The sequence below is a fragment of the Crenobacter intestini genome (genome assembly GCF_004919095.1).
GTDB classification, from domain to species: domain Bacteria; phylum Pseudomonadota; class Gammaproteobacteria; order Burkholderiales; family Chromobacteriaceae; genus Craterilacuibacter; species Craterilacuibacter intestini.
On the sequence record NZ_STGJ01000003.1, the window covers coordinates 47,089 to 70,132 of the forward strand.

A 23,044-nucleotide genomic window follows, 5' to 3' on the forward strand; every position below is an offset into this window, starting at 1 on the left:
ATAACAAAGCCTTAGGCTGTCAGCCCACCCCTGTGCGCTGGCCAGCAGCATGCACGATGCCGCCGCGAGCTGTGCCAGGCGGGAGCTGCACCGGGGTTCGCGTTCAATAGGGGCGGCGGGTATCATTTGTGTCATTCCAATCAAAGAGAGGCGGCGGCCCGCAAGGGGGCACCGCGCAGGAGCCTGAATGAACAAGCAGATGCCCACGATACTGGTGACCGGCGCCGGCGGCCAGCTCGGTTTCGAACTGATGCGCGCGCTCGCGCCGCTGGGGACCGTCCACGCGCCGGCCCGCGCGCAGTTCGACCTCGAGTCGCCCGAGCGCATGCGCGCGTGGCTGGACAGGGTGCGTCCGGACCTGATCGTCAACGCGGCCGCGTATACGGCGGTCGACCGTGCAGAGAGCGAAACCGCCCACGCCTGGGCGATCAACGCGACCGCGCCGGAGGTACTCGCGCGCTGGGCCGGTGAGCACGACGCGGCGATGGTGCAGTTCTCGACCGACTATGTATTCGACGGCCGCGCCGAACGCCCTTACGTGGAGATGGACACGGCCGGCACGCAAATGGTGTACGGCGCGAGCAAGCTGGCCGGTGAGGAAGCGGTGCTCGCGGATTGCCCGCGCGCGCTGGTGTTGCGCGTCAGTTGGCTCTACAGCGCGTTCGGCAACAACTTCCTGCATACCATCCTGCGCCTCGCGCTCGAGCGGCCCGTGCTCAAGATCGTCGACGACCAGGTCGGCGCGCCGACTTCGACGCAGCTGGTCGCTGACACCACGGCGCACCTGTTGCGCACGCTGCTGTCAGCCGGAAACCACGCGCCGTGGGGCGTCTACCACCTGACCGCCGGCGGCGAGGTGAGCTGGCACGGCTTCGCCAGCCATATCGTGCGCGAACTCGAGTTCACCGGCGTCAAGCTCGCGTGCACGGCCGGGAACGTGCAGCCCATCCCCAGCTCGGCCTGGCCGACGCCGGCGGTGCGGCCGCTGAACTCCCGCCTCTGTTGCGACAAGCTGACCGGGCAATTCGGGCTGAACCTGCCGCACTGGAGCCACGGGGTCAGCTACGCGCTCGCGCAATTGCAGCGCTCCGGCGCTTTGCGCGTGCGGCGCTGGGCGCATGGCGCCCGCGGGGACTGAGCCCGTTCAGGGCAGGGTGTGCAGCAGCGACAGCGGGTGGCGCGCGCCGGCGCGCCAGTCGTCCACGCAGCGCGTCACCAGTGCGCTGCGCAGGCGGTCGGCAGACGCTAAAAGCGCGTCGTAATCCAGCCAGCGCGCGGCGATGATGCCCGAATCCAGCTGCGTGCTGACCGGTGCGGCGCCCACGCTGCCGTAGAAGGCGAAGCGCAGGTAGGTGGTCTTGCCGGGCGCGAGGTAGACGCCGACCAGTCCCTCGGGGGTGAACGCGTAGCCGGTTTCCTCGAGCACCTCCCGGCGCACGGCGTCCAGCAGGCTCTCGCCGGCTTCGAGGTGGCCGGCCGGCTGGTTCAGGCGCACGCCGGCGTCGGTCTGCTCCTCGACCAGCAGAAAGCGGCCACCGCGTTCGATCACGGCGGCGACGGTGGTGTTCGGGCGGAATCTTTCGCTCATGTCGCGAGCTTCCCTGTCGTCTAAGATGGGCTGACTTTACCGCGAGTCGCGCCTGCCATGTACGTCTGCCTGTGTTACCCCACGACCGAGCGGCAGATCCGCGCCGCGGCGCTCTCTGGTGCCCGCCGCCTGCGCGACATCCGGCCGGTGGCGACCCAGTGCGGCAAATGCGCGCGTTGCGCGCACGCGCTGCTGAGGCAGGCCGCGCGCGAATTGCTGCCTGCGGCAACGCCGCCGTCCTTGTGATCGGCCCGGCGCTTGCCATACTGCGGCTCAGGGACGATCCCGCAGGAGCATGCCATGCAAGGCGACCGTAAAGTCATCGATTACCTGAACAAGATCCTCAAGAACGAGCTGACCGCGATCAACCAGTATTTCCTGCATGCGCGGATGTGCCGCAACTGGGGGTTCGCCCGGCTTGACGAGCACGAGTACCACGAGTCGATCGACGAGATGAAGCACGCCGACCGCCTGATCGAGCGCATCCTGTTCCTCGAGGGGCTGCCCAACCTGCAGGATCTGGGCAAGCTCTATATCGGCGAATCGCCCGAGGAAATCATCGGCTGTGACCTCAGGCTGGAGCGCGAGGCCATCGTGCTGCTGCGCGAGGCGATCGCGTATTGCGAGACGGTCGCCGACTACGTGTCGCGCGGCTTGTTGTCCGACATCCTGGCGGGCGAGGAAGAGCATGTAGACTGGCTGGAGACGCAGCAAGGCCTGATCGGCCGCGTCGGGCTGGCCAACTGGCTGCAAAGCCAGATGGGCGACGCGGCATCCTGACGGGGACGTTGCCAGAAAAAAACCGGCGCGCTGCGCCGGTTTTTGCGTTTACAGGGCGGCGCTGGCGGCCACCGGTGCGGAGGCTTCCTCCGGGTTGTCGGCCTGCCAGGGCAGGGCGACCGGCTTCTGGTTGATCTTCAGCGCGCCCTCCTTGAAGTCGAGCGTGGTCGCGACCTGGTTGCCGTCGAGTTTTAACAAGCCCTGACGCGCCCACTCGGAGAGCTGGGCGTCGAGCAGGCTGCGTGCCAGCTCGTCGATTTCGGCCATGTCCGGCTGCTCCTCGGCGCTGGCGTCGACGGTGAACAGGTTGCGCGCTTGCGCGACGACCAGGGTCTCCAGCGCCGGCTTGGGCAGCGATACCGCGGCGTCGACGTTGAAGCGGCGGATAAAGGCCAGCGGCGACTTGAGGTCGGCTTCTTTCAATCCCTTGATCGCCAGCGTGCCGGTGAGCGTGCTCATGCCGCTGGGCAGGCCGAGCCTGAACTCGTGGACGACCAGCTTGGGGTCGTTTTCCAGGAGCGGCACGCCGTTTTGCAGGATGGTGTCGATATAGCGCTTGCGCAGTTCGGCCGGCGGCAGCTTCTCGAACGGCACCTTGGACAGCGCCTCGTCGAGCTTGACCAGCGTCGGGCCGTGCAGGTGGTTGGCCGACACGTCGAGCTTGAGCGGGCCGTATTTCTGTTCGTCGTAGCGGAAGCTGTCGAAGGTCAGCTTGCCGCGCGTGTTGACGAAGTCGTCCTGTTCGCTGGTGACGATCTGGTAGTTCAGCTTCTTCAGCTCGACGCTGGAGGGCTTGAGCTCGCCCGAAGGGTTGATGAACTCGCCGACGCGCACGCGGCTGACCAGGTAGATCAGCTCGTTGAGCTTGATGCTGTAGGGGATCGCTTCCTTCCACGCGAAGCGGATGTCGCCGATCGCAAGCTCGCTGCTGCCAAGCCGCACGCCGGTCGCGCCGGGGCGAACGTCGGAGGCGTAGCGCACTCCGTTGAAGGTGAAGCTGCCCTTGCTTGCCGCGTCGAGCATGAAGCCCGGCGACAGCGCGTCGACCCGGTATTCCTTGAAGCCCTTGCCGTAGTCGACCTTCAGGTTGAAGCCCTGCCACTTCATCTGCACGCCGGCCAGCGTTTCCTCGTAGTCGAACTTCGGGATGGCGACGCTCAGCTCGCCGCCGCCGCCGAAGCCCAGCCGGTTGGTCACGGTGATCGGCTCGGCGTCGCCGAAGAAGCGCGCGAGCGTCTTGCGGGTCGCCGCGCTCATGTCGAACTCGGTGCGCACCAGCGCGCGCGCCGGCACGAAGTTGAAGCGGGACAAGCCCGGCAGCGGGCCGTGCTCGATATGGTTGGTGTAGCGCAGCGTGCCCGAGAGCAGCGGCTTGAGGTTGTCCGGCAGCGTCGCGAGGTAGGGGCCGAACAGCTTCTTGTTCAGCTCAAGCTCGGTGGTCTCGGTCGACGAGAACCAGCCGCGCTCATAACTGTGTGACTTGACGGTGAAGGCCGGCATCGTCGAGAGCAGGCGATACTGCTCGTTCAGCGTCTGCTCGGCCTTGACGCCCGCCCAGTACGAGAAACCGCCGTAAAACACGGCAAAGGTGGCGACGCCGGCGGCGGCCAGGGTCCAGCGGTGTGCGTTGAAGTTCACTATGGCTCTACCTGTCAATCCAGCGGGTCATCTTACAATAAGGGATTCAAACTGACGACCGTCTCGAGCGCGTAGGACTGGACGCCCGCCATATGACATGTACAATCGAGCAATTGTTCGAAACATGAGGCAGCGCTTCAAGATGCAATGGCTTAACGGCTTGGTCGACCTGCCCTGGTGGGGCTATATCCTGGTGGCGCTGGGGCTCACCCATATCACCATCGCTTCGGTGACCATCTTCCTGCACCGGCACCAGGCGCACCGTGCGCTTGACCTGCACCCGATCCCCAGTCACTTTTTCCGCTTCTGGCTATGGCTGACCACCGGCCAGGTCACCAAGGAATGGGCGGCGATCCACCGCAAGCACCACGCACGCTGCGAAACCGCCGAGGATCCGCACAGCCCGCAGGTGCTCGGCATCCGCAAGGTGTTGTGGCAGGGCGCCGAGCTGTACCGCGCCGCGTGCAAGGATCGCGCCATCATGGAGAAGTACGGCCACGGAACGCCGGACGACTGGCTAGAACGCAATGTCTACACCCGGTACAGCGGCAAGGGCATCGTGCTGATGCTCCTGATCAACCTCGTGCTGTTCGGCGCCGCCGGCCTGACCATCTGGGCCGTGCAGATGGTGTGGATCCCGTTCTTCGCCGCCGGCGTGATCAACGGACTCGGCCACTTCTGGGGCTACCGCAACTTCGAGAACGAGGACGCGTCGACCAACCTGGTGCCGTGGGGCATCCTGATCGGCGGCGAGGAACTGCACAACAACCACCACACCTTCGGTACCTCGGCCAAGCTGTCGTACAAATGGTTCGAGTTCGACATCGGCTGGATGTACATCCGCATCATGGAAATGCTGGGGCTCGCCCGCGTGCGCAAGGTCGCGCCGCGCCTGATCGTCGACGGCGCGAGCAATGTGGTGACCCCGGACAGCCTGCAGGCGGTGATCGCCAACCGTTACGCGATCGCGGCGGGCTATGCGCGCGAACTGAAGGTCGTCTACCGGGCGGAGCTCACGCGGCTGGGCCATTCCTCGCTCGCCGCGCAGATGAAGGTGTGGTTGAAGCAGGAAGCCAAGGACACCCCGGAGCCCGAGCGCGCAGAACTTGCGCGTCTGCTCGAGCAGAGCGAGCTGTTGGCCAAGGTGTACGCGATGCGCCAGGAGTTGTCGCGGCTGTGGGAGCGCTCGAGCCTGACCCGCGACCAGTTGCTGGCCGAGATGCACGACTGGTGCGTGCGCGCCGAGGCAAGCGGCATCGAGTCGCTGCAGTCGTTCAGCCGCAAGCTGCGCGGCGCGGCGCTGGCCTGACCTGCCGGCAGTACCCGGTCTTGCCGACGACGGCCCCATGTGGGGCCGTTTTGGCGCCTGGCGGGTCCGCGCTACAATCTGCTGTCATCACTTGCACACAAGGACGCACCATGTCGCTTTACCGTTACAAGGCGGGCAGCCGCCTCGCCGAAGCCGTCGTCAGCAACGGCCTGATCTTCATGGCCGGGCAGGTGCCGGAAAACACCGACGCCGACGCGCGCGCGCAGACCGAGGACGTGCTCGCGCAGATCGACGCGCTGCTCGCCGAGCTGGGCTCGGGCAAGGACAAGCTGGTCGACGCGACCATTTATCTTGCGGACCTGGCCGACTACGACGCGATGAACGCGGCGTGGGACGCCTGGGTGGTGCCGGGGCAGACCCCGGCGCGCGCGACGGTTGAGGCGCGGCTGGCCAACCCGGCCTGGAAGGTCGAGATCAAGGTGGTCGCTGAGCGCTGAGCGCCCGCGCGCAAACAAAAACGGACCGCGCTGCGGTCCGTTTTTTTGGGTGAGAGCCGATCAGGCCTTCTTTGCCCACACATTGCACCAGCCCTTGCCGGCAACCAGTTTGCCGCCGAGCATCGGGCACGGGGCGGACGCGTCGGTCGGCTTGCCCTGATAGAACTGGCAGTTGCTGCAGGTCTGGCCGGCCGCGTACTTCGGGTACTTCGCCTTGTCGACCTTCTTGGCGTCGGTGACGTAACCGAGTGCCTTCGCCTGCGGGTCGGCTTCGGTTGCGGTGGCCGGAGCGGCCATCGCCTGGTTGCCGAGGACGGCGAGGGCGCCGGCAGCGGGAATGACTTTCATCAGGAAGGTTCTGCGGCTGGTCATGCGTGGTACTCCTTGCGGTTGCGTGCTTTGTAATGGGGCTGCCCGCGGGCTTGTTCGGCATTCTTTATGCGCCCGCGTCCGGCGGCTGCGCGCGCAGCCGTCTGGGTGTCGATTTTATGCGTTTGGGAAGTCTTGGCCTTGACGTGCGTCAAGCCTGCCGCGTTCAGTCGCGCTGCGGGCGCAACCCCATCTCGATGTCCCAGCGGCGGGACTCGATCTCGCGGCGCGCGTCGTTGCGCAGCTTGTCCTGGGGGTTGGGGCGGTTGGGGCCGCCGACGGTGCGGTTGCGGATCGCGTGGACGGCATGGATGCGGTCGCGCTCGAAAAGGTACATGCTTCGGCTCATGGTCGCTTCTCCGGCAGAGGTGTTGCAACGCAAGACTGAAAATATCATGAATTTTCTTGCTAAAACATGATGTTTGTCAGACATGGGTGCGCAAAGTTCACACCGTGGCCCTCAAGCAACAGTCGTCGTTTGTCCGCCTGCCGTGCCGGCGCGGTAGACTGCATGGTTTCTTGATGCAGGAGAGCCTATGCAGCAGATCCTCGCCATTTGCGCGGGGGCGAGCCTGGGCGCGCTGTCGCGCTGGGGCTTGTCCGAGCTTCTGAACCGCCATTTCCCGCTGCTGCCGCCGGGCACGCTGGTCGCCAACCTGCTGGGTGCCTACCTGATCGGCGTCGCCATCGCGCTGTTCGCGCACAGCGAGCTCTCGCCCGCATGGCGGCTGTTCGCGATCACCGGTTTTCTCGGCGCGCTGACGACCTTTTCCTCGTTTTCGGCCGAGGTGGTCGGCCTGTTGCAGCAGGGGCGCCTGTCCTGGGCCATGCTGACCGCCGGCGCCCACCTGTTCGGCTCGCTCGCGATGACCGCGCTGGGGCTCGCCAGTTTCAGCGTGCTGCGCCGTCTGCTGGCCTGACCTCCCGCGTGCCCAGCAGGGTCGAGAGCAGGCGGCGGGCAGGGGTGCCCAGTACTTCCTCCTTGAAACAGAGCTTCAGTTCGCGCTCGGCCCACGGGTCGGTCAGCGCGATGGCGGCCAGGCCGTGCGCCGGCGCGAGCTGGCGTGCGCTGCGTTCGGGCAGGATGCCGACGCCGGCGCCGCTGCCGACGATGGCGGCCAGCGACGCGAAGCCCGGCGTGCGCACCCGGATGCGCAGGCTGTGCCCCTTCAGTTGGGCCATCCCCTCGATGAAACGCTGCATCGCGATGCCGGGCACCAGCCCGACGAAGGGCTCGTCGAGCAGTTCGGCGAACGCGACCGTGGCGCGGCGCGCGAGCGGGTGGCCCGCCGCGCAGACCAGCACCAGGCGATCCCGCGCGAACGGCAGCAGCGTCAGCCGCTCGACACCCAGGCTGCCGTCGATCACGCCGATGTCGATCTCGTCGTGTTCGATCAGGGGGACGATCTGCCGGCTGGGGCGTTCGGTGAGCCGCACGTCGACGTCCGGTTCGCTGGCGAGGAAGGCGCCGAGCCGTTCGGGCAGGAACACGCTGGTCGCCATCGTGTTGCCGCACACACGGATCTCGCGGCGCACGCCGCTGCTGAGCCTGCCCATCTCGTCGTTCAGCGCCTCGGTGCCGCGGATCAGCCCCTTGGCGTGCAGGCGCAGCGTCTCGCCGGCCTCGGTCAGGGTGACGCCGCGCGAGTGGCGTTCGACCAGCGGCACGCCGTACAGCTGTTCGAGCTTCTTCAGGCGCTGGCTCGCCGCCGACAGCGCCATCGGGGCGCGCTCGGCGGCGACGGTCAGGTTGCCGGCCTCGGCGAGCAGCAGGAAGAATTTCAGGTCGACAAAGTCCAGTCTCATCGCTAAGCCTTCTGTTTTCGTGAAGGCTTGCTCTGCCAATCAAGCAGTTTGGCTCGCCTTATTGCTTGCATAATCCCCGCTCCATTCATTGCAGTCAAAGGCTGTCGCATGTCGGGTCACGCGCTGGAGAGTTGGCGAACCGCCTTCTTGAATCACAAAGGGGTGGCGCTGGCCGTGCTGTCGGCAGCCGGCTTTTCGGCGAAGGCGATCTTCGTGAAGCTGGGCTTCCGCTACGGCGCGAGCGCCGAGGCGCTGCTCGCGCTGCGCATGCTGTTCGCGCTGCCGTTTTTCGCCGCCATGCTGTGGCTGTGCATGCGCGAGGGGGCCTTGCGGCGGATCGGCCGTCGCGACTGGCCGTTAATCGTGCTGCTCGGCCTGTGCGGCTACTACCTGTCCAGCCTGTTCGACTTCATCGGCCTGCGCTATATCTCGTCGGCGCTCGAGCGGCTGACCCTGTTCCTCTACCCGACGCTGGTGTTGCTGCTGTCGGTGATCTTCCTCGGCAAGCGCTATTCGGTCTGCGTGTGGCTGGCGGTCGCGCTGGCCTACCTGGGGGCTGGGCTCGCGCTCAGCCACGACCTTTCCGACGCGGCGCTGGGGGCGGACGTCTGGGTCGGTGTCGGCTGGGTGTCGCTGAGCATGCTCTGCTACGCCGTCTATGTGGCCGGCTCAGGCGAGGTGGTTGGCCGGGTCGGCGCGACGCCCTTTTCGGCGCTGGCGACGCTCGTCGCCTGCTTCGCGGTGCTCGCGCATTTTGTGCTTACCCAGCCGCTCGAGACGCTGGTGCTGCCGGGCGAGGTCTACCTGATCACACTCTCGATGGCGCTCTTTTCGACGGTGTTCCCGGTGTGGGCGCTGACGCAGGCGATCCGCCTGCTCGGCGCCGGGCGCGCGGCGTCGATCAGCACGCTGGGGCCGGTGCTGACCCTGTCCATGGGCTGGACGGTGCTCGGCGAGTCGTTCTCGTGGACGCAGATCGCCGGCGCCGCGCTGGTGATCGCCGGGGTGGTGCTGGTGTCGCGCTCGCGCAAGGCCGAAGAGGCGGCCAGCCCCGACGAAGTGCGCTGCCCGATCAGCCCCAGGCTCGCGCCGGGGCGCTCTTAACCGCCGACGCCCATTTGCTGCAGCCATTGCAGCGTGCGTGCCCACGCGTCGCCGGCAGCGACCGACTGGTAGCTCGCGCGGTAGTCTGCGTGAAAGGCGTGCCCGGCGTCCGGATAGACGACGATCTTGCCGGATGCGGGCAGGCGCTCGCGCATCGCGTCGACGTCGGCCTGCGGGATGCCTTCGTCCTTGCCGCCGTACAGGCCGAGCACCGGTACCTTGAGTTCGCCCGCCACGTCGAGCGGCTGCCTGGGCGTAAGCGTGTCCTGCTTGCCGGCGAGCCGGCCGTAGAAGGCGACGCCCGCCTTGAGGTTGGGGCGCGCCGCCGCGTACAGCCAGACGATGCGGCCGCCCCAGCAAAAGCCGACCACGCCGGCGCGTGCGCGGTCGCCGCCGTGCTGTCCCGCCCACGCCAGTGTCGCGTCGAGGTCGTCCATCACCTGCCGGTCGGGCACGCGGGAGACGATGTCGGCCAGGATGGCCTTCACGTCGGCCTTGCCGCGCGGGTCGCCCTGGCGCACGAAGAGTTCGGGGGCGAGCGCAAAGTAGCCCTGGCGTGCGAGGCGGCGGCAGACGTCGCGGATATGCTCGTGCACGCCGAAGATCTCCTGCACGACCAGCACCACCGGCCACTTGCCACCTGCCTTTGCCGGGCGCGCCCAGTACACCGGCAGCCGGAAGCCGTCCTCGGTGAAAACCAGGGCGTCGCCCTGTTCGAGGCCGGTGTCGGGCGTGACGATGGGCGAGGCGGCCAGAGGGGCGGCGGCCAGCGCGTAGCCGGTGGCGGCGAGACAAGCGAGAAAGGCGCGGCGGGGCAGCGGCATGACACTCTCCTTGGTGACGGACTTCTCCTTCAGGCTACGCGCTGACGCCGTGTTGTCACCCCTTCGCCGTTGCCGGCGAGCCGAGGCGGCGGCAATATTGGCCACCTGAATACGGCCCGCCTGTGCCATCCTGTCCCGATGACTAGCCAGAAACTGATCCTGCCGATCGACGGCATGAGCTGCGCCGCGTGCGCGAACCGCATCGAAAAGGTGCTGAACAAGCTGCCCGGTGTCGCGGCCAGCGTAAGTTTTGCCAGCGAGAGCGCGGAGCTCTCGCTGGCAGAGGGCGGCGCCACGCCCGCCGACGCGGTGGCAGCGATCGGCAAGGCGGGTTTCTCGGTGCCGATGGCGCACGCCGAGCTTGCGCTGGAGGGCATGAGCTGCGCCGCGTGCGCGGCGCGCATCGAGAAGGTGCTGGGCAAGCTGCCCGGCGTCACGGCCAGCGTCAACTTTGCCAGCGAGCGCGCCAGCCTGGGTTTTCCCGAGGGCAGTTACGCGCCGGCGGCGCTGGTGGCCGCGGTGCAGAAGGCAGGCTTTGACGCGCGCGTGGTAGCGGGGGAGGCTGACGACGAGGCGGCCACCCGCCGCCACGTCGAGCACTACCGGCACGAGCTGCGCGTCTTCGTGGTGTCGGCGTTGCTGACCCTGCCTTTTATTGCGGAGATGGTCGCCATGCTGTTCGGCGTGCACGCGCTGATGCTGCCGCGCATGCTGCAGCTCTTGCTCTCGGCGCCGGTGCAGTTCTGGGTCGGCGCGCGCTTTTACAAGGGCGCCTGCTCGGCGCTCAAGGGTGGCGGCGCGAATATGGACGTGCTGGTCGCGCTGGGTACCAGCATGGCGTGGGGCTTCTCGGCGTGGGTGACGCTCGCCGGGCTGGACGGCCAGCATGTGTACTTCGAGGCGTCGGCCGCGGTGATCACGCTGGTGGTGCTGGGCAAGCTGATGGAGGCGCGCGCCAAGGGCAAGGCCGGCAGCGCGATCGAAGCGCTGGTCAGGCTCGCGCCCAAGGTGGCGCGCGTCGAGCGGGGCGGGCAGTTGCTCGAGGTGCCGGTAGGCGAACTGGTGCTGGGCGACGTCGTCGTGGTGCGCAACGGCGAGTCGGTGCCGGTGGACGGCGAGGTGGTCGACGGCGAGGGCGCGTTCGACGAGAGCCTGATGACCGGCGAGAGCCTGCCGGTCGCCCGCGGCGTCGGCGGCCGGGTGGTCGCCGGCAGCCGCGCGGTGGCCGGCAGCGTGCGCCTGCGTGCCAGCGGGGTCGGCAACCGCACCCAGCTGGCGCAGATCGTCCGCCTGGTGCGCGAGGCGCAGGGCTCGAAGGCGCCGATCCAGCGGCTGGCCGACGTGATCTCCGGCGTGTTCGTGCCGGTGGTCGTCGCCATCGCGCTGCTCACCTTTGCCGCGACCGGCTGGTGGCTGGGCGACTGGACGGTCGCGCTGGTGCACGCGGTCGCCGTGCTGGTGATCGCCTGTCCGTGCGCGTTGGGGCTGGCGACGCCGACGGCGGTGATGGTCGGCATCGGCAACGGCGCGCGGCGCGGCATCCTGTTCCGCAACGCGGCGGCGCTGGAGACGGCCGGGCGGCTGCAGGCGGTGGTGCTCGACAAGACAGGCACGCTGACCGAGGGCAAGCCGACCGTCGACGCCATGCTGGTGCTGGTGCCGGACGAAGACGGGCTGCTCGGCGCGGTCGCCGCGGTCGAGGCGGGCAGTGAACACCCGTTGTCGCGCGCGCTGATCGGCGCGGCGGCCGCGCGCAAGCTGACCCTGCCTGCGGTGAGCGGGTTTGCCGCACACGCCGGCGCCGGCGTCGAGGCCGATGTCGCCGGGGTCGGCCGGCTGGCCGTCGGCGACCCGCGCTGGCTAGGGCTCGAATTGCCCGACGCCGCGCGCGCGTGGCGCGACGAGGGCAAGACGGTGGTCGCCGCTTGCGTCGACGGCGCGCCGGCGGGCTTCTTCGCGATCGCCGACCGGCTCAAGCCGGGCTCCGCCCGCGCGGTTGGACGCCTGCGCGAGATGGGCATCCGCGTGCTGATGCTCACCGGCGACAACCGCGCGACCGCCGCCGCGATCGCGCGCGAGGCGGGCATAGACGAATTCGAAGGCGAGGTGAAGCCGCGCGGCAAGGCCGACAGGGTCGCGCATCTGAAGGCCGAGGGCCTGAAGGTCGGCATGGTCGGCGACGGCGTCAACGACGCGCCGGCGCTGGCGCTCGCCGACGCCAGCTTCGCGATGGGCGCGGGGTCTGACGTCGCGATCGAGGCGGCCGACGTGACGCTGATGCACGACGACCTCGAACACCTGGTCGACGCGGTCGCGCTGTCGCGCGCGACGCTCGCCAAGATCCGCCAGAACCTGTTCTTCGCCTTCATCTACAACACGCTGGGCATCCCGCTGGCGGCGCTGGGCTACCTGAGCCCGGTGATCGCCGGCGCGGCGATGGCGTTCAGCTCGGTGTCGGTGGTCAGCAATTCGCTGCTGCTGCGCCGCTGGCGCTGAGGCGCCCGTTTTTTGGGCAGCAATCGCCAGGCCGCACGGGTATTGCCCTGCGGCGTGCTGTCCACAGTTTCTCCCCAGCGTTGTGCGCAGGGGCTGTGGACGGTGGGGGCAAGGGACAGAGGGAGACCGGAATGAAGATAGGCGAACTCGCGTCGCGCTGCGGCGCCACGGTGGAGACCATCCGCTACTACGAGAAGGCCGGCCTGTTGCCGGGTGCCGTGCGCGACGGCAGCAACTACCGGGTCTACGGCGACGCGCACCTCGCGCGGTTGCGCCTGATCCGCAACTGCCGCCTGCTCGACATGAGCCACGACGAGATCCGCACCCTGCTCGCGCTGCTCGATACGCCGGATCAGGCCTGCGACGAGGTGAACGCGCTGATCGACGCGCATATTGGCCACCTCGACGCGCGCATCGCAGCACTGTCGACGCTGCGCGACACCCTGGGCGCCTTGCGCGCGCGCTGCGGCGGGGGAAGCGACGCCTGCGTGATCGTCGACGGCCTCAGCGACGCGCCGCTGGCCGCGCAGCCGGTGGTGGATGGCTGCCGGCATGGCGTGCAGTGATAATAAAACCTATCGAATATCGATGAATTTATCGCGGAAATCTGCGAATATCGGGGCGTTGTCTTCATGTGGATCGCGGCCGTGCAAGCCGCCGCGAAATGTTCCGGAATGCCTGTCGCCTCTGTCGCGCGTCCGTCGGTGCCGCCGCCTTCGCTGTCCCTGATCGAAAGCCATTTGCAGTCCTTGCGCCCTCCGGCGGCGGGCGCCGCTTCGGCGCGCCTTGCCGAAGCAGGCCAGGCGGCGCTGGCCGCGTGCGAGGCGTGTGTCGCGGCGGGCGGGGCAGTGGACGAAGGCTTGCGCGGGCAGGCGCAGGCGCTCGCCGAACTGTTGTTCGAGCAGTGGCACGCAGAAGCGCTTGCCGCGCTTGGCCGCCGCGGCTGGCTTGCCGGCGGGCGTGACGACGTAGCGCCCGTGGTATGGGCGCTGCACGCGGCCGACCTGGTGCAACGGCTGGCCGTCTGCCGCTACGCGGGCGTTCCGGCCGGTTTGTGGCTGCAGGTCCACGCGCTGTTCGCGCAGGTGCTCGCGCGTGGCTGGCAGGACAAACGCGGCCGCGCCGACACCCTGACGCCGGCGCTGTGCTACGCGCGCCTGTCGTTGCTGGGGCTGACCGCGAGCGGCAGCCTGGAGCCGGCCAAGCTCGCCACGCTGTTCGCGTGGGTCGATGCGCAGGCCTCTGCGGTGGCGCTGGCGGAGGAAGGTGCGGCATGGTCGGGCGGTTTTGCCGCCAACCTGGCGGCGGATGCGCCGCCCAGGTTTTACGAGGCCGCCGAAGCGCTGCCGGCGCAGGTCGTGCGGCTGGAGCTGTCCGCGGTACTCGCGGCGGTCTGCGCGCGCTTGAACGCCAGCGGCGACGTGCTGCCGGTCGCCGAGCTGCAGCTGTTGCTGCGCCTGCGCAGCGAGTGGGGCGGGCTGGCCAGGCGGCGCCACCTGCGCTACCAGCGCCTGCAGCGCCAGTCGCTGACCGTCTTGCCCGGGTTTGCCGCAGGCTGGCACCAGCTCGGCGGTGACGAGCTGGCCGCCGGTTTCGAACCGGAAGCCGCCGCCGTGCCGTTGCGCTGGCGTATCGTCGATTTGAGCCTGTCCGGGCTGCAGCTCGAAGGCGGCGACGCCGGGGTCGAGGCAGGCTCGGTGCTGCTCTTGGGCAAGCCGGGCGGGCGCCTGCGCTGCGCACTGGTGCGCCGCGTGCGCCGGCAGGCCGGCGGGACGGTGCTGTACGGGGTCGAATACCTGGGCAAGCGCGCCGCTGCCGGGCTGTTGCGCGTCGAGCACTCGCTGGGCAACCAGGAGGCGTGGCAAGCGGCCATCACCCTGCACGGCGACGGCTGGTTCGGCGGCGGCAACATGCTGCTGGCCGAAGGGCGGCCGTTCCAGGCGATGCGCACCTTCTCGCTGGCCGACGGCGCGGGGCGCAAGACCGTCCAGGCGACGCGCCTGCGCAGCCAGACCACCCGCTACCAGCTGTTCGACTACAAGATCGTCGCCATCGAGGCCTGAGCCTTGGCCCGCTTGGGCGCCCGGGGCGGCATGCAGCAGCGGAGTCCGGCCTTACCTCGCGCCGGGATGCCGTTGGCAGGTATCGGCGAGCTTTAGCCAGCCAACCTGGCTGTCCGTGAACAGGTGGTACGAGGGTTGGACCGCGTCGGGCGCATCCAGCGTGGTGATGCCGAGCGTCAGGTAGTCGGGGTGGGCAACGCTGCGGTAGCTGAGGGTCGAGCCGCAGGCGGGGCAAAAGCCGCGGCGGATCGAGGGCGAGGACGCGTATTCGGTGGGCGCGCCCTTGATCCATTGCACTTGCTGTATCTTGAAGTCCATCCACGCCGCGACAGGTGCGCCGGTGATCTTCTGGCAGTCACGGCAATGACAGAAATCGGCGTCAAACGGCCGGCCAGAGATCTGGTAGCGGATTGCACCACAGTGGCAGCCGCCTTGCATGTCTCGTCCCCTTTTATGGTTCATCGTCCCGCAATGTTGCTGCCCGCTTGCCTTCAGGGTGCGGCAGCCAGCGCTTGAAGGCATGGCTGCCGCCGGCCCGGCGTGCAGGCAGCGGGCCTCAGCCCGCTTCGGCGTCCAGCGCGTCGATCGCGTCCTGCGTGGCCAGCCACTCCTCCTCGACGACGGCCAGCCGGGTGGCGACTTCGCCCTGGCGGCGTACCGACTCGGCAAGCTTCGCCTTGTTGGCGTCGCCGTAGGCGTCTTCCGAACACAGGAAGGCGTCGAGCGTTTCCTTCTCCTTGTTCAGTTTGTCCATTTCCTTCTCGAGCCTGCCAAGCGCCGTGACGAGCGGCTTCTTCTGCTGCGACAGGCGCTGCCTTGCCTCGGCTTCCAGCCGCTTCTGCTCCTTGCGGTTGGGCTGCGCGGCGTCGCCCTGCGAGGGCTTGCCGGCGTCGGCCAGTTCGGCCATGCGCTCGCGCCGGTAGTCCTCGAGGTCGCCGTCAAACGGCGTCACCCGCCCGCCCTTGACCACCCAGAAGGTGTCGGTCGTCGATTCGAGCAGCGAGCGGTCGTGCGAGACGACGATCAGGGCGCCGACGAAGTCCTGCAGCGCGAGGGTCAGCGCGTGGCGCATCTCGAGGTCGAGGTGGTTGGTCGGTTCGTCCAGCAGCAAGAGGTTGGGGCGCTCCCACACGATCAGCGCGAGCGCGAGGCGCGATTTCTCGCCGCCCGACATCGGGCCGACCGGGTCGTTGACGGTGTCGCCGCGGAAGTTGAAGCCGCCCAGGAAGTTGCGCAGCTCCTGCTCGCGCACGTCGGGCGCGCGCTTTTGCAGGTGCCACAGCGGGCTCTCGTCCGGGCGCAGCGTCTCCAGCTGGTGCTGCGCGAAGTAGCCGATCTTCAGCATCTGCGAGCCGGTGGCATGCCCCGACAGCGGCGCGAGCTCGCCGGCGATCAGCTTGACCAGCGTCGACTTGCCGGCGCCGTTGACGCCCAACAGGCCGATGCGCGCGCCCGATTCGACCGACAGCGTGACCCTGTCCAGGATCACCCGCTCGCCGTAGCCGACGGCGACGTTGTCGAGCACCAAGAGCGGGTTGGGCAGCTTGTCCGGTTCGGCGAACGAGAAGTCGAACGGCGAGGCGACATGCGCGGGCGCGATGCGCTCGAGCTTTTCCAGTGCCTTGACCCGGCTCTGGGCCTGCTTGGCCTTGCTCGCCTTGGCCTTGAAGCGGGTGATGAAGGATTCGAGGTGCTCGATCTGTTTTTGCTGCCGCTCGAACGCCGATTGCTGGCGTTCCTGCTTCTCGGCGCGCATCACTTCGAACGCGCTGTAGTTGCCGGTGTAAAGCGTCAGCGTCTGGTCGGCGACCTCGACGATATGGTCGGCGACGCTGTCGAGGAAGTCGCGGTCGTGCGAGATCACCAGGAGCGTGCCAGGGTACGCCTTCAGCCAGTCTTCCAGCCACAGCACCGTCTCGATGTCGAGGTGGTTGGTCGGCTCGTCCAGCAGCAGCAGGTCGGAGCGGCACATCAGCGCCTGCGCGAGGTTCAGACGCATCCGCCAGCCGCCGGAGAACGAGGAGACCGGCCGCTGCTGCGCGTCGGTGGCAAAGCCCAGCCCGGTCAGCAGGCGCGCGGCGCGCGCCTCGGCGGTGTACGCGCCGACATGCTCGAGCTCGCCGTGCAGGCGGCCGATCGCCATGCCGTCGCCCGCGTGTTCGGCTTCGGCAAGCTCGGCCTGCAGCGCACGCAGCTCGGTGTCGCCGTCGAGCACGTAGTCGAGCGCGCACGCGTCGAGCGCCGGGGTTTCCTGCGCGACGTGGGCGACCTTCCAGTGGGCGGGTACCTCGACGTCGCCCGCGTCCTGGTGCAGCTGGTTCATCAAGAGCGCGAACAGGCTCGACTTGCCGGCGCCGTTGGCGCCGACCACGCCGGCCTTGTAGCCGGGGTTGAGGGTGAGGGTCGCGCCGGTCAGCAAATCCTTGAGGCCGCGGCGCAGGGTGACATTCTTGAGCTGGATCATGGTATGGGGCGGGCAGGGCGGACCCTGCCGCGAAGTTCGTGGAAGGGGTCAGGCCTTGGGGAGCGACGCGAGGTCCCAGCGCGGCTTGACCGTGTAGCCGGCGACCGGGTGCGCGTACTTCAGGCGCAAGGCACCGGCGAACGCGATCATCGCGCCGTTGTCGGTGCACAGCGCGAGCGGCGGGTAGAACACTTTGAACTTGCGGCGCGCGGCGGCGCCGTTCAGCGCCTCGCGCAGCTGTCGGTTAGCGCCGACGCCGCCGGCGACCACCAGCTGTTTGAAGCCGGTCTGCTTCAGCGCCTTCAGGCACTTGGCGAGCAGCACGTCGACGATGGCGTCCTGGAAGGCGCGGCAGATGTCCTTGCGCGTCTGCTCCTTGAGGCCGCCTTCCTGCGCCTCGACGTCGCGTACCAGCGTCAGTACTGCCGTCTTCAGGCCGGAGAAGCTCATGTCGAGGTTGTCCGAGTGCAGCATCGGCCGCGGCAGCGTGAAGCGCGAGGCGTCGCCTTCCTCGGCGAGCTTCGACAGGCGAGGGCCGCCCGGGTAGTCGAGCCCCATCAGCTTGGCGGTCTTGTCGAACGCCTCGCCCGCCGCGTCATCCAGCGTCTCGCCGAGGACTTCGTAGTCGCCGACGCCGCGCACCGCCATGATCTGGCTGTGTCCGCCGGAGACCAAGAGCGCGAGGAAGGGGAATTCCGGCCGCTCGTCGGCCAAGAGCGGCGAGAGCAGGTGGCCTTCGAGGTGGTGCACCTCGATGACCGGCTTGCCCAGCGCGAAGGCGAGCGCGTTGGCGAAGCCCGCGCCGACCAAGAGCGCGCCGCCCAGCCCCGGCCCTTGCGTGTACGCGACGGCGTCGACGTCGGCGAGGGTAAGGCCGGCCTCTTTAAGGCAGGCGTCGGTCAGCGGCACCACGCGGCGGATATGGTCGCGGCTGGCAAGCTCGGGGACGACGCCGCCGTACTCGGCGTGCATCGCCATCTGCGTGTGCAGGCAGTGCGCGAGCAGGCCCTTTTCGGTGTCGTACAGCGCGACCCCGGTCTCGTCGCAGGAAGATTCGTACCCCAGAACTCGCATGGCGTGGCTTCTTATAAGCAAAACAACGGCGCATTTTACCGGCTAATGGCCGCTATGTGGCGGTTTGCCGCGCCAGTGCTGGGTTCTGGCTGGTCAAGCCAGCTTCGGTCACCTCATTTGTTCCAAAGCGTTGTTCCAAAAGCTTTTCTGGCACGCCTCTTGTGAGGAGTGACAATGGCATCATATCTGCGTCTTCGTGGCAGCACCTACCACTTCCGGCTGGTGTTGCCCGAGCACTTACGCTCCCTGTTCAACCGTCGAGAGGTGGCCTGTTCGCTAGGCACGGGCAACCGTGCGGCAGCGAAGGCAATGGCTCTTGAGTTGGCGGGGAGGATTTTTAATCTGACAAACCATATAAAACATATGTCTGAGCACGAAAAGCAATTAGAAATAGATCGTCTTAAGAAAGAGCTGGAAAATTTTCAGGCTCGTCAAAATTTTAGAGAGATGATGATTAGGGCTAGCAACAGGGCAAAGCAAATTGAGCTTGAGGAATCTGAGTATGATAAAAGAATTGAGCTTATTCATCAAAAGATGAAGGTTGAATGTGAGCTAAGATTGGCAAATGAGAAGAGCACTGAAAATCTCATTAGGTTGGCAGTGGCTGAGGCGAAAATTGGAGAAGTGGCGCTTCCATATTTGCGTATGTCTGGTAAGGGAGGCTCCTGCGGAATTACGCTTGGAAGAGCAGTTGGTTAATGGTTGGCTATTCGAGAAAGAGCATGTAATGGAAAAACTACCGATAACGGTAAGACGCAATTAAAGAAAGATTATTTTGCCCTGAATCTTTTTTGTCCTCACTGGGTGATATTGATTTGTCGGAAATTAAATCTCGCGCCTTGCGAGTTTATGCGGAAAAGCTGGGTGGAATGCCAAGAAGAGATAAAAACAAGGAAATATTTTCGGGGTGTGTGACTATAGATGATTTTCTAGATTGTGTGGAAAAATTTGAGATACCAGAAGAAGGTATTTCTTCTGTTAAAAGTATTGAGGTTTCACATATTTCACCTATTAAGGCTTTTATTAATTGGGCTAATAAGGAGTATGTTGATGAGATGAACGGCAGGATTTTGCCTAATATTGAAATAGATTTTCTATGTGCTGTGGTTAAGAATAGGCAGCTCAATAACAGAGTCATGACTGAGAGCGAGTTGAAAGCTGTTTTTGAAGGCGAGGCTATGCGGAAGGCCTCCCAAGAGAATGAAGAATTGTATTGGCTTGCTCATATTTTGCTTTTAACTGGAATGAGGGTTTCTGAACCATTGCTGATAAATCCTCATTTTGATATTCAACATAAAGATGGTGTTTATTTCTTTGATTTAAACGAGAAGTCTAAGAAAGAGGGGAATGGTGTTGGGAGCATAAAAAATGGTTCTGGTAGGGTGATACCTATTCGCAATGATCTGATTAGGCTTGGTTTTCTGAATTATGTAGAAGATATTAAAGGCCGGAGGAAAGATTGTGGAAATGTGTTTAATACGCTTTTCCCTCGCATAGCTGCATGTGGTAAGCCAAATTCAGCCGCTGGTAGGAAAATTAGGTTGTTATTTGGAAGTGCAGGGGTTCTTGTTCAAGATGTGGAAAGTGTAGGAGATATTGAAGGTTCTATTAGGGGTGCTCATGCTATTAGGAAGACATTTAATACCATGGCGATAACTGCAAATGAAGGTTCTAGGGCGTTGATAGAGGACGTGCTTGGGCATCTGAATGGTGGAAGTTCCGTGAATAAGCGTGACTATGATGGGGGCAGGCCTATTTCGCAAAGAGTAAAGGCTATTAATGCACTGTCTTATGACCTTCGTTTTCATAAGACAAAATACGCTAAGGACGAGTAAGCATGGTGAGTAACACGGTTGGCGCAAAAGTCACAGTAAGAAAAAAGTTATTGCTACCATGGCGATGGCATGGTTGAATGTTGACTCCGATCAACTCAATCATGAAGGTGTTACATGGTAAGGGAACTTACTGGCGACGAGTTCGCTGATTTGCTTGGCTCTGCGTTTGATCGCAAGGCGATCATGGAGAAACGACACACTAAGAGCAGCATTATCTATGTCTTTAGCGATGAACAGGGTAAGCCTGCTGTGCTGATGAATAGCTGCTTTGAAGAAGGAGTATTGATAACGCTTGAATAATGCGAGAGCCGTAAGGAAGGGGTTTACCCCTCTTCCTTACGGCTTTTCTTATCAGTCAGTTCTGACTTAACGTTTGGAGTATTTATGAAGGTTCAGGATATCGAAATTCATGTCGGCGAGCCGAATTTTCCATTTACGCCAATCCGTCGAGTAGAGGCTAAGTGTGAATCTGCGACTCAATTCTCCTCTGCGCCGTCTATTGATGAAGCAAATGCAAAACTCAGGGAGATGGCTGCCGGGCTAGGCGCAAATGCAGTAATTGACGTTAAGTATGACACAGGTGTTTCGGTTACTTCTTGGCGCTCCATGAAAGCAACTGGTATTGCAGTCAAGAAGGATTCTGACGATAGGCCGTGTCCCGTCTGTGCAGAGCTTATCAAGCGAGCAGCAACAAAATGTCGGTTCTGTGGAGAAAATGTGCCTGAAGCTGAACCTCGCATTGAGCGATTTTCAGAGAAGTTGAGAAGAGAGGAGAAACTTCGAGAGGTGCAGCTTGCTCAGCCGGTTAAGGCGACAAATAATTCGCTCGCGTTCGTTTGGGTTATGGTTGCTATGGGCGTTTTGTATATGATTTTCACAGCGATGGCAAGCTAAGCGATGATAATGTTAAAGCCCGCCATTATTATGGCGGGCTAGTTGGTTAATGAGTGTTCTATATTTTTTCGGAGAGTGCTCTGTAAAGAGTAGCCCTAGTAACCCCGTATTTCTTGGCTAGCTCACCCTTGCTGCCTTCCCAGCTTTCAGCCTCAGTTAGCATCTCTTCTTTTTTCTTCTCCGTCAGTGATGGTTTGCGTCCCATCTTCACGCCTTTGGCTACAGCCGCCTTCCTGCCTTCTGCCGTGCGTTCGTTGATGAGGTCACGCTCAAACTCAGCGATAGAACCGAGCATGTTGAACAACAGGCGTCCGGTAGGTGTTGTGGTGTCGATGTTCTGATCCAGAACAATCAGGTCTACACCCTTCTCCTGTAGCCGCTTGGCGATGGTGTTCAGATCGAGCACGCTGCGAGCCAGACGGTCTAGCTTGCAGGCCACCACACAGTCACCCTCACGCACAAAGTCGAGCATGGCAGCTAGTTGTGTCCGGTTGTCTGCCGTCTTGCCGCTGACCTTCTCCTGAAAGACCTTTTCACAGCCCATGCCTTCCAGCTTCGCTAGCTGGGTGTCCAAGTCCTGTCCGGTAGTGCTGACCCGTGCGTAGCCGACTTTCATGGTGTTCTCCTTTGTCTCAAAAATCTTAGGATTTGTTGGAATCAATTATGAGACGAATTTTGATACAAGAGTATAGCCTTGTTTGCTGCTGTCTCAAAATTTGTAATTTTTGAGACAGTCTGTGGTTTTTCTGCAATCCGGATTCAAGGCGTGTGTTCTGACAGGCAAGTGAAGATTATTTGTGCCAAGCATCGGAAAGGTGATGAAGACCAGCGCCAAATAGACTTCAGGAGATAACGCCAGACGGCGTGATTTTGACGTTCACATAAAGTGTGGTAGTGTTTGCTTTGTGTTGAATATAAACAAAGGTAGTCTAATAAATGCCGAATAGAAGAATCGCAACAAAAGAGAACGGTGAAGTCAGAATTGTTCTCTCTGACCTTGAATCCGGTGCGCTGGATTACGTCGCCAAAGCCTCTGGAATGACCACGGGGGAATGGGTGGATTACACCCTGTCAGACCTTGAAACCGGCTCTAAGTCGGCACACATCCGGCAGCGTGTCGTGGAATCCCTGTATGCCTCAATTGTGTTCAGCCAGAGAGCCGAAGAACTGACACCAGCACTAGGGCTAGAGCTTGCCAGCCAGTGCAACGATGAGGACTTCAAGCGCACCCTAGCTATGGCTGAAACCCACGCCTCCATTGACTTTGGAGGCTTCAGGCTGACCACAGGCACAGACGAGAACGGCAATGTTGCCTTCTTCTTCCGCAACCTGCTTGCGGACTGTTCCCACCTCATCATTTCAGCCCCAATGACGCCTGAAGAGTGGCAGGGGAGGGTTGCAGCATGAGCGCCATTCTGACCACCCATGAGGCCGTCTATTTGCTTTCATGTGAGTTCGAGAAGCACGGCATTGAGTTATCGGCGGAAGACCTCCTAGATGACTCAATTAGAGCCTCTACAGCCATGGAACGGAAGATTCCGGCAGTTCCCTATGCGCTCAAGGGAATGCGCCGTTACTTCAGGCGGACGGACGTTGAAGCGCTTGCTGCCGCAATCGTCGCCACAAGGAAGGGGAAGCCCAAGCGGAAGCGGCCAGACCCTTCTAAGTTGATTTTTATGTTCCATCCCAGCAAGGCGGAGCTAAAATCATTGTTCGAGCCACTTACCGTCTAAAAAAAATGGCTCTGGCAAAGAACCAGAGCCGGAACTTCAGGGGATACACAAATTAATTATAGGAACTTCAAGCTAAAAACCGTCGTTGATTTTGTGACGGTGAAAGCGAGCGGACAAGCTGGTGAGGTGAAGGGAAAGACCTTTCACGACCTCACCAGCTATGCCGCCGCTGACGCTTGGGTTGCCGAAATGAAACGCAAGGGCTTCACACGCTTTGATGTTGAGGGGGTAGAGCTATCGTTGGACTTCTACCCTAGAGAGAGCGCCACGAAAGCCGAAGCCGAAGCGCTCCTGGCTCACCTTGTCCGCTTCTGTCCCAGCCCCATGCACGCCCGCAGCTACAACAAAAAAGGCGCAAGCATGACCCTGACCACGCCGCAGCTAAAGCGAGGAGTTGCGGCAGGCAAGACCACAGCCATCGGACACCACAGAGGTCACGGAACACGCAAGGCCAGCCCCATTGCTTACCGTGCCTACTGGAAGACGAGAGACAAGGCACTGACTCTACCAGACGATCAGCACAGAGCACGCTTTGAAGTCACACTAAGAGGCGAAGCCTTGCCCGTCACCGAGTGGGAGAGCTTCAAGCGCTACAGCCTCGCCAAATAT

The 23,044-nt window shown here is 63.8% G+C and carries 26 protein-coding genes; 16 read left to right on the forward strand and 10 right to left on the reverse strand.

Going from position 1 to position 23,044, the window contains the following annotated elements:
* Positions 1-187: 187 nt before the first annotated feature.
* A complete protein-coding gene (gene rfbD, locus E5K04_RS04140; protein WP_235844259.1) occupies positions 188-1,138 on the forward strand; it encodes a dTDP-4-dehydrorhamnose reductase in 951 nt (316 codons plus the stop codon).
* A gap of 6 nt (positions 1,139-1,144) precedes the next feature.
* Here the strand turns inward: rfbD and E5K04_RS04145 are convergent, their stop codons facing one another.
* The gene (locus E5K04_RS04145; protein ID WP_136551646.1) at positions 1,145-1,588 is read right to left on the reverse strand and encodes an NUDIX hydrolase; all 444 of its coding nucleotides are present in this window, start codon (positions 1,586-1,588) and stop codon (positions 1,145-1,147) included.
* Positions 1,589-1,645: 57 nt separating this feature from the next.
* Between E5K04_RS04145 and E5K04_RS04150 the strand changes: the two genes are divergently transcribed.
* Both E5K04_RS04150 and bfr read left to right on the forward strand, forming a co-directional pair.
* The gene (locus E5K04_RS04150) at positions 1,646-1,834 is read left to right on the forward strand and encodes a (2Fe-2S)-binding protein (RefSeq protein ID WP_136551647.1); all 189 of its coding nucleotides are present in this window, start codon (positions 1,646-1,648) and stop codon (positions 1,832-1,834) included.
* A 54-nt stretch (positions 1,835-1,888) separates the two neighbouring features.
* On the forward strand, positions 1,889-2,368 hold the full coding sequence (bfr, locus tag E5K04_RS04155) for a bacterioferritin (RefSeq protein ID WP_136551648.1): 480 nt from the start codon (positions 1,889-1,891) through the stop codon (positions 2,366-2,368).
* A 48-nt stretch (positions 2,369-2,416) separates the two neighbouring features.
* Here the strand turns inward: bfr and E5K04_RS04160 are convergent, their stop codons facing one another.
* Positions 2,417-4,006, reverse strand: a complete 1,590-nt coding sequence (locus E5K04_RS04160) for a YdgA family protein (protein WP_235844261.1) — start codon at positions 4,004-4,006, stop codon at positions 2,417-2,419.
* 124 nt (positions 4,007-4,130) lie between these two features.
* On the opposite strand from E5K04_RS04160, the gene E5K04_RS04165 reads away from it, so the two are divergent.
* On the forward strand, positions 4,131-5,315 hold the full coding sequence (locus E5K04_RS04165) for a DesA family fatty acid desaturase (RefSeq protein ID WP_235844262.1): 1,185 nt from the start codon (positions 4,131-4,133) through the stop codon (positions 5,313-5,315).
* Positions 5,316-5,425: 110 nt separating this feature from the next.
* The gene (locus E5K04_RS04170; protein ID WP_136551649.1) at positions 5,426-5,773 is read left to right on the forward strand and encodes a RidA family protein; all 348 of its coding nucleotides are present in this window, start codon (positions 5,426-5,428) and stop codon (positions 5,771-5,773) included.
* Positions 5,774-5,833: 60 nt separating this feature from the next.
* Here E5K04_RS04170 and E5K04_RS04175 read toward each other — a convergent pair whose 3' ends face one another.
* Both E5K04_RS04175 and E5K04_RS04180 read right to left on the reverse strand, forming a co-directional pair.
* On the reverse strand, positions 5,834-6,145 hold the full coding sequence (locus tag E5K04_RS04175; protein ID WP_136551650.1) for a high-potential iron-sulfur protein: 312 nt from the start codon (positions 6,143-6,145) through the stop codon (positions 5,834-5,836).
* 163 nt (positions 6,146-6,308) lie between these two features.
* Positions 6,309-6,491, reverse strand: coding sequence for a hypothetical protein (locus E5K04_RS04180; RefSeq protein WP_136551651.1), 183 nt, complete (start codon positions 6,489-6,491; stop codon positions 6,309-6,311).
* 187 nt (positions 6,492-6,678) lie between these two features.
* On the opposite strand from E5K04_RS04180, the gene crcB reads away from it, so the two are divergent.
* A complete protein-coding gene (gene crcB, locus E5K04_RS04185; protein WP_136551652.1) occupies positions 6,679-7,062 on the forward strand; it encodes a fluoride efflux transporter CrcB in 384 nt (127 codons plus the stop codon).
* On the opposite strand, the gene E5K04_RS04190 is transcribed toward crcB, so the two are convergent.
* Positions 7,034-7,948: a LysR family transcriptional regulator gene (locus E5K04_RS04190; RefSeq protein ID WP_136551653.1), complete on the reverse strand. Its 915-nt coding sequence runs from the start codon at positions 7,946-7,948 to the stop codon at positions 7,034-7,036. The genes crcB and E5K04_RS04190 overlap by 29 nt on opposite strands.
* A gap of 147 nt (positions 7,949-8,095) precedes the next feature.
* Between E5K04_RS04190 and E5K04_RS04195 the strand changes: the two genes are divergently transcribed.
* Complete coding sequence (locus E5K04_RS04195) at positions 8,096-9,052, forward strand: DMT family transporter (RefSeq protein WP_235844263.1); 957 nt, start codon at positions 8,096-8,098, stop codon at positions 9,050-9,052.
* Here E5K04_RS04195 and E5K04_RS04200 read toward each other — a convergent pair.
* Complete coding sequence (locus E5K04_RS04200) at positions 9,049-9,876, reverse strand: dienelactone hydrolase family protein (RefSeq protein ID WP_136551655.1); 828 nt, start codon at positions 9,874-9,876, stop codon at positions 9,049-9,051. The two genes, E5K04_RS04195 and E5K04_RS04200, sit on opposite strands and share 4 nt — an antisense overlap.
* Positions 9,877-10,014: 138 nt before the next feature.
* Here E5K04_RS04200 and E5K04_RS04205 point away from each other — a divergent pair, with 138 nt between their 5' ends.
* The 3 genes from E5K04_RS04205 to E5K04_RS04215 all read left to right on the forward strand — a co-directional run bounded on the left by E5K04_RS04205 (position 10,015) and on the right by E5K04_RS04215 (position 14,435).
* Entirely contained in the window at positions 10,015-12,372 is a 2,358-nt protein-coding gene (locus tag E5K04_RS04205) for a heavy metal translocating P-type ATPase (protein ID WP_136551656.1), read from the forward strand.
* 131 nt (positions 12,373-12,503) lie between these two features.
* Positions 12,504-12,938: a Cd(II)/Pb(II)-responsive transcriptional regulator gene (locus E5K04_RS04210; RefSeq protein WP_136551657.1), complete on the forward strand. Its 435-nt coding sequence runs from the start codon at positions 12,504-12,506 to the stop codon at positions 12,936-12,938.
* Between the two features lie 108 nt (positions 12,939-13,046).
* Positions 13,047-14,435, forward strand: a complete 1,389-nt coding sequence (locus E5K04_RS04215) for a hypothetical protein (protein ID WP_136551658.1) — start codon at positions 13,047-13,049, stop codon at positions 14,433-14,435.
* A 51-nt stretch (positions 14,436-14,486) separates the two neighbouring features.
* On the opposite strand, the gene E5K04_RS04220 is transcribed toward E5K04_RS04215, so the two are convergent.
* From E5K04_RS04220 to tsaD, 3 genes are all read right to left on the reverse strand, one after another.
* Positions 14,487-14,873 (reverse strand): GFA family protein, encoded by a 387-nt coding sequence (locus E5K04_RS04220; RefSeq protein ID WP_136551659.1) that lies wholly within the window; start codon positions 14,871-14,873, stop codon positions 14,487-14,489.
* 118 nt (positions 14,874-14,991) lie between these two features.
* Positions 14,992-16,899, reverse strand: a complete 1,908-nt coding sequence (locus E5K04_RS04225) for an ATP-binding cassette domain-containing protein (RefSeq protein WP_136551660.1) — start codon at positions 16,897-16,899, stop codon at positions 14,992-14,994.
* A gap of 48 nt (positions 16,900-16,947) precedes the next feature.
* Entirely contained in the window at positions 16,948-17,973 is a 1,026-nt protein-coding gene (tsaD, locus tag E5K04_RS04230) for a tRNA (adenosine(37)-N6)-threonylcarbamoyltransferase complex transferase subunit TsaD (RefSeq protein ID WP_136551661.1), read from the reverse strand.
* A 174-nt stretch (positions 17,974-18,147) separates the two neighbouring features.
* Here tsaD and E5K04_RS04235 point away from each other — a divergent pair, with 174 nt between their 5' ends.
* The 4 genes from E5K04_RS04235 (at position 18,148) to E5K04_RS04250 (ending at position 20,702) form a co-directional block, all read left to right on the forward strand.
* Positions 18,148-18,672 (forward strand): DUF6538 domain-containing protein, encoded by a 525-nt coding sequence (locus E5K04_RS04235; RefSeq protein WP_136551662.1) that lies wholly within the window; start codon positions 18,148-18,150, stop codon positions 18,670-18,672.
* A 92-nt stretch (positions 18,673-18,764) separates the two neighbouring features.
* Positions 18,765-19,808: a site-specific integrase gene (locus E5K04_RS04240; RefSeq protein ID WP_136551663.1), complete on the forward strand. Its 1,044-nt coding sequence runs from the start codon at positions 18,765-18,767 to the stop codon at positions 19,806-19,808.
* A 114-nt stretch (positions 19,809-19,922) separates the two neighbouring features.
* Positions 19,923-20,108 carry a hypothetical protein gene (locus E5K04_RS04245; RefSeq protein ID WP_136551664.1) on the forward strand — a complete coding sequence of 62 codons (186 nt, stop codon included), beginning with the start codon at positions 19,923-19,925 and terminating at the stop codon, positions 20,106-20,108.
* A gap of 84 nt (positions 20,109-20,192) precedes the next feature.
* Entirely contained in the window at positions 20,193-20,702 is a 510-nt protein-coding gene (locus E5K04_RS04250; protein WP_136551665.1) for a heavy metal-binding domain-containing protein, read from the forward strand.
* A 58-nt stretch (positions 20,703-20,760) separates the two neighbouring features.
* Here E5K04_RS04250 and E5K04_RS04255 read toward each other — a convergent pair whose 3' ends face one another.
* Positions 20,761-21,318: a recombinase family protein gene (locus E5K04_RS04255; protein WP_136551666.1), complete on the reverse strand. Its 558-nt coding sequence runs from the start codon at positions 21,316-21,318 to the stop codon at positions 20,761-20,763.
* Positions 21,319-21,638: 320 nt separating this feature from the next.
* On the opposite strand from E5K04_RS04255, the gene E5K04_RS04260 reads away from it, so the two are divergent.
* A complete protein-coding gene (locus E5K04_RS04260; protein ID WP_136551667.1) occupies positions 21,639-22,109 on the forward strand; it encodes a hypothetical protein in 471 nt (156 codons plus the stop codon).
* Complete coding sequence (locus E5K04_RS04265; RefSeq protein ID WP_136551668.1) at positions 22,106-22,435, forward strand: hypothetical protein; 330 nt, start codon at positions 22,106-22,108, stop codon at positions 22,433-22,435. The genes E5K04_RS04260 and E5K04_RS04265 overlap by 4 nt, the downstream gene beginning before the upstream one ends.
* Positions 22,436-23,044 lie beyond the last annotated feature (609 nt).

Coding starts and splice junctions, on each gene's coding strand:
- crcB (WP_136551652.1), top strand. CDS start 6,679: ATGCAGCAGATCCTCGCCATTTGCGCGGGGGCGAGCCTGGGCGCGCTG.
- E5K04_RS04210 (WP_136551657.1), top strand. CDS start 12,504: ATGAAGATAGGCGAACTCGCGTCGCGCTGCGGCGCCACGGTGGAGACC.
- E5K04_RS04260 (WP_136551667.1), top strand. CDS start 21,639: ATGCCGAATAGAAGAATCGCAACAAAAGAGAACGGTGAAGTCAGAATT.
- E5K04_RS04175 (WP_136551650.1), bottom strand. CDS start 6,145: ATGACCAGCCGCAGAACCTTCCTGATGAAAGTCATTCCCGCTGCCGGC.
- E5K04_RS04265 (WP_136551668.1), top strand. CDS start 22,106: ATGAGCGCCATTCTGACCACCCATGAGGCCGTCTATTTGCTTTCATGT.
- E5K04_RS04145 (WP_136551646.1), bottom strand. CDS start 1,588: ATGAGCGAAAGATTCCGCCCGAACACCACCGTCGCCGCCGTGATCGAA.
- E5K04_RS04170 (WP_136551649.1), top strand. CDS start 5,426: ATGTCGCTTTACCGTTACAAGGCGGGCAGCCGCCTCGCCGAAGCCGTC.
- E5K04_RS04150 (WP_136551647.1), top strand. CDS start 1,646: ATGTACGTCTGCCTGTGTTACCCCACGACCGAGCGGCAGATCCGCGCC.
- E5K04_RS04235 (WP_136551662.1), top strand. CDS start 18,148: ATGGCATCATATCTGCGTCTTCGTGGCAGCACCTACCACTTCCGGCTG.
- E5K04_RS04205 (WP_136551656.1), top strand. CDS start 10,015: ATGACTAGCCAGAAACTGATCCTGCCGATCGACGGCATGAGCTGCGCC.
- E5K04_RS04250 (WP_136551665.1), top strand. CDS start 20,193: ATGAAGGTTCAGGATATCGAAATTCATGTCGGCGAGCCGAATTTTCCA.
- E5K04_RS04165 (WP_235844262.1), top strand. CDS start 4,131: ATGAGGCAGCGCTTCAAGATGCAATGGCTTAACGGCTTGGTCGACCTG.
- rfbD (WP_235844259.1), top strand. CDS start 188: ATGAACAAGCAGATGCCCACGATACTGGTGACCGGCGCCGGCGGCCAG.
- E5K04_RS04245 (WP_136551664.1), top strand. CDS start 19,923: ATGGTAAGGGAACTTACTGGCGACGAGTTCGCTGATTTGCTTGGCTCT.
- E5K04_RS04190 (WP_136551653.1), bottom strand. CDS start 7,948: ATGAGACTGGACTTTGTCGACCTGAAATTCTTCCTGCTGCTCGCCGAG.
- E5K04_RS04200 (WP_136551655.1), bottom strand. CDS start 9,876: ATGCCGCTGCCCCGCCGCGCCTTTCTCGCTTGTCTCGCCGCCACCGGC.
- bfr (WP_136551648.1), top strand. CDS start 1,889: ATGCAAGGCGACCGTAAAGTCATCGATTACCTGAACAAGATCCTCAAG.
- E5K04_RS04215 (WP_136551658.1), top strand. CDS start 13,047: ATGCCTGTCGCCTCTGTCGCGCGTCCGTCGGTGCCGCCGCCTTCGCTG.
- E5K04_RS04180 (WP_136551651.1), bottom strand. CDS start 6,491: ATGAGCCGAAGCATGTACCTTTTCGAGCGCGACCGCATCCATGCCGTC.
- E5K04_RS04225 (WP_136551660.1), bottom strand. CDS start 16,899: ATGATCCAGCTCAAGAATGTCACCCTGCGCCGCGGCCTCAAGGATTTG.
- E5K04_RS04255 (WP_136551666.1), bottom strand. CDS start 21,318: ATGAAAGTCGGCTACGCACGGGTCAGCACTACCGGACAGGACTTGGAC.
- tsaD (WP_136551661.1), bottom strand. CDS start 17,973: ATGCGAGTTCTGGGGTACGAATCTTCCTGCGACGAGACCGGGGTCGCG.
- E5K04_RS04220 (WP_136551659.1), bottom strand. CDS start 14,873: ATGCAAGGCGGCTGCCACTGTGGTGCAATCCGCTACCAGATCTCTGGC.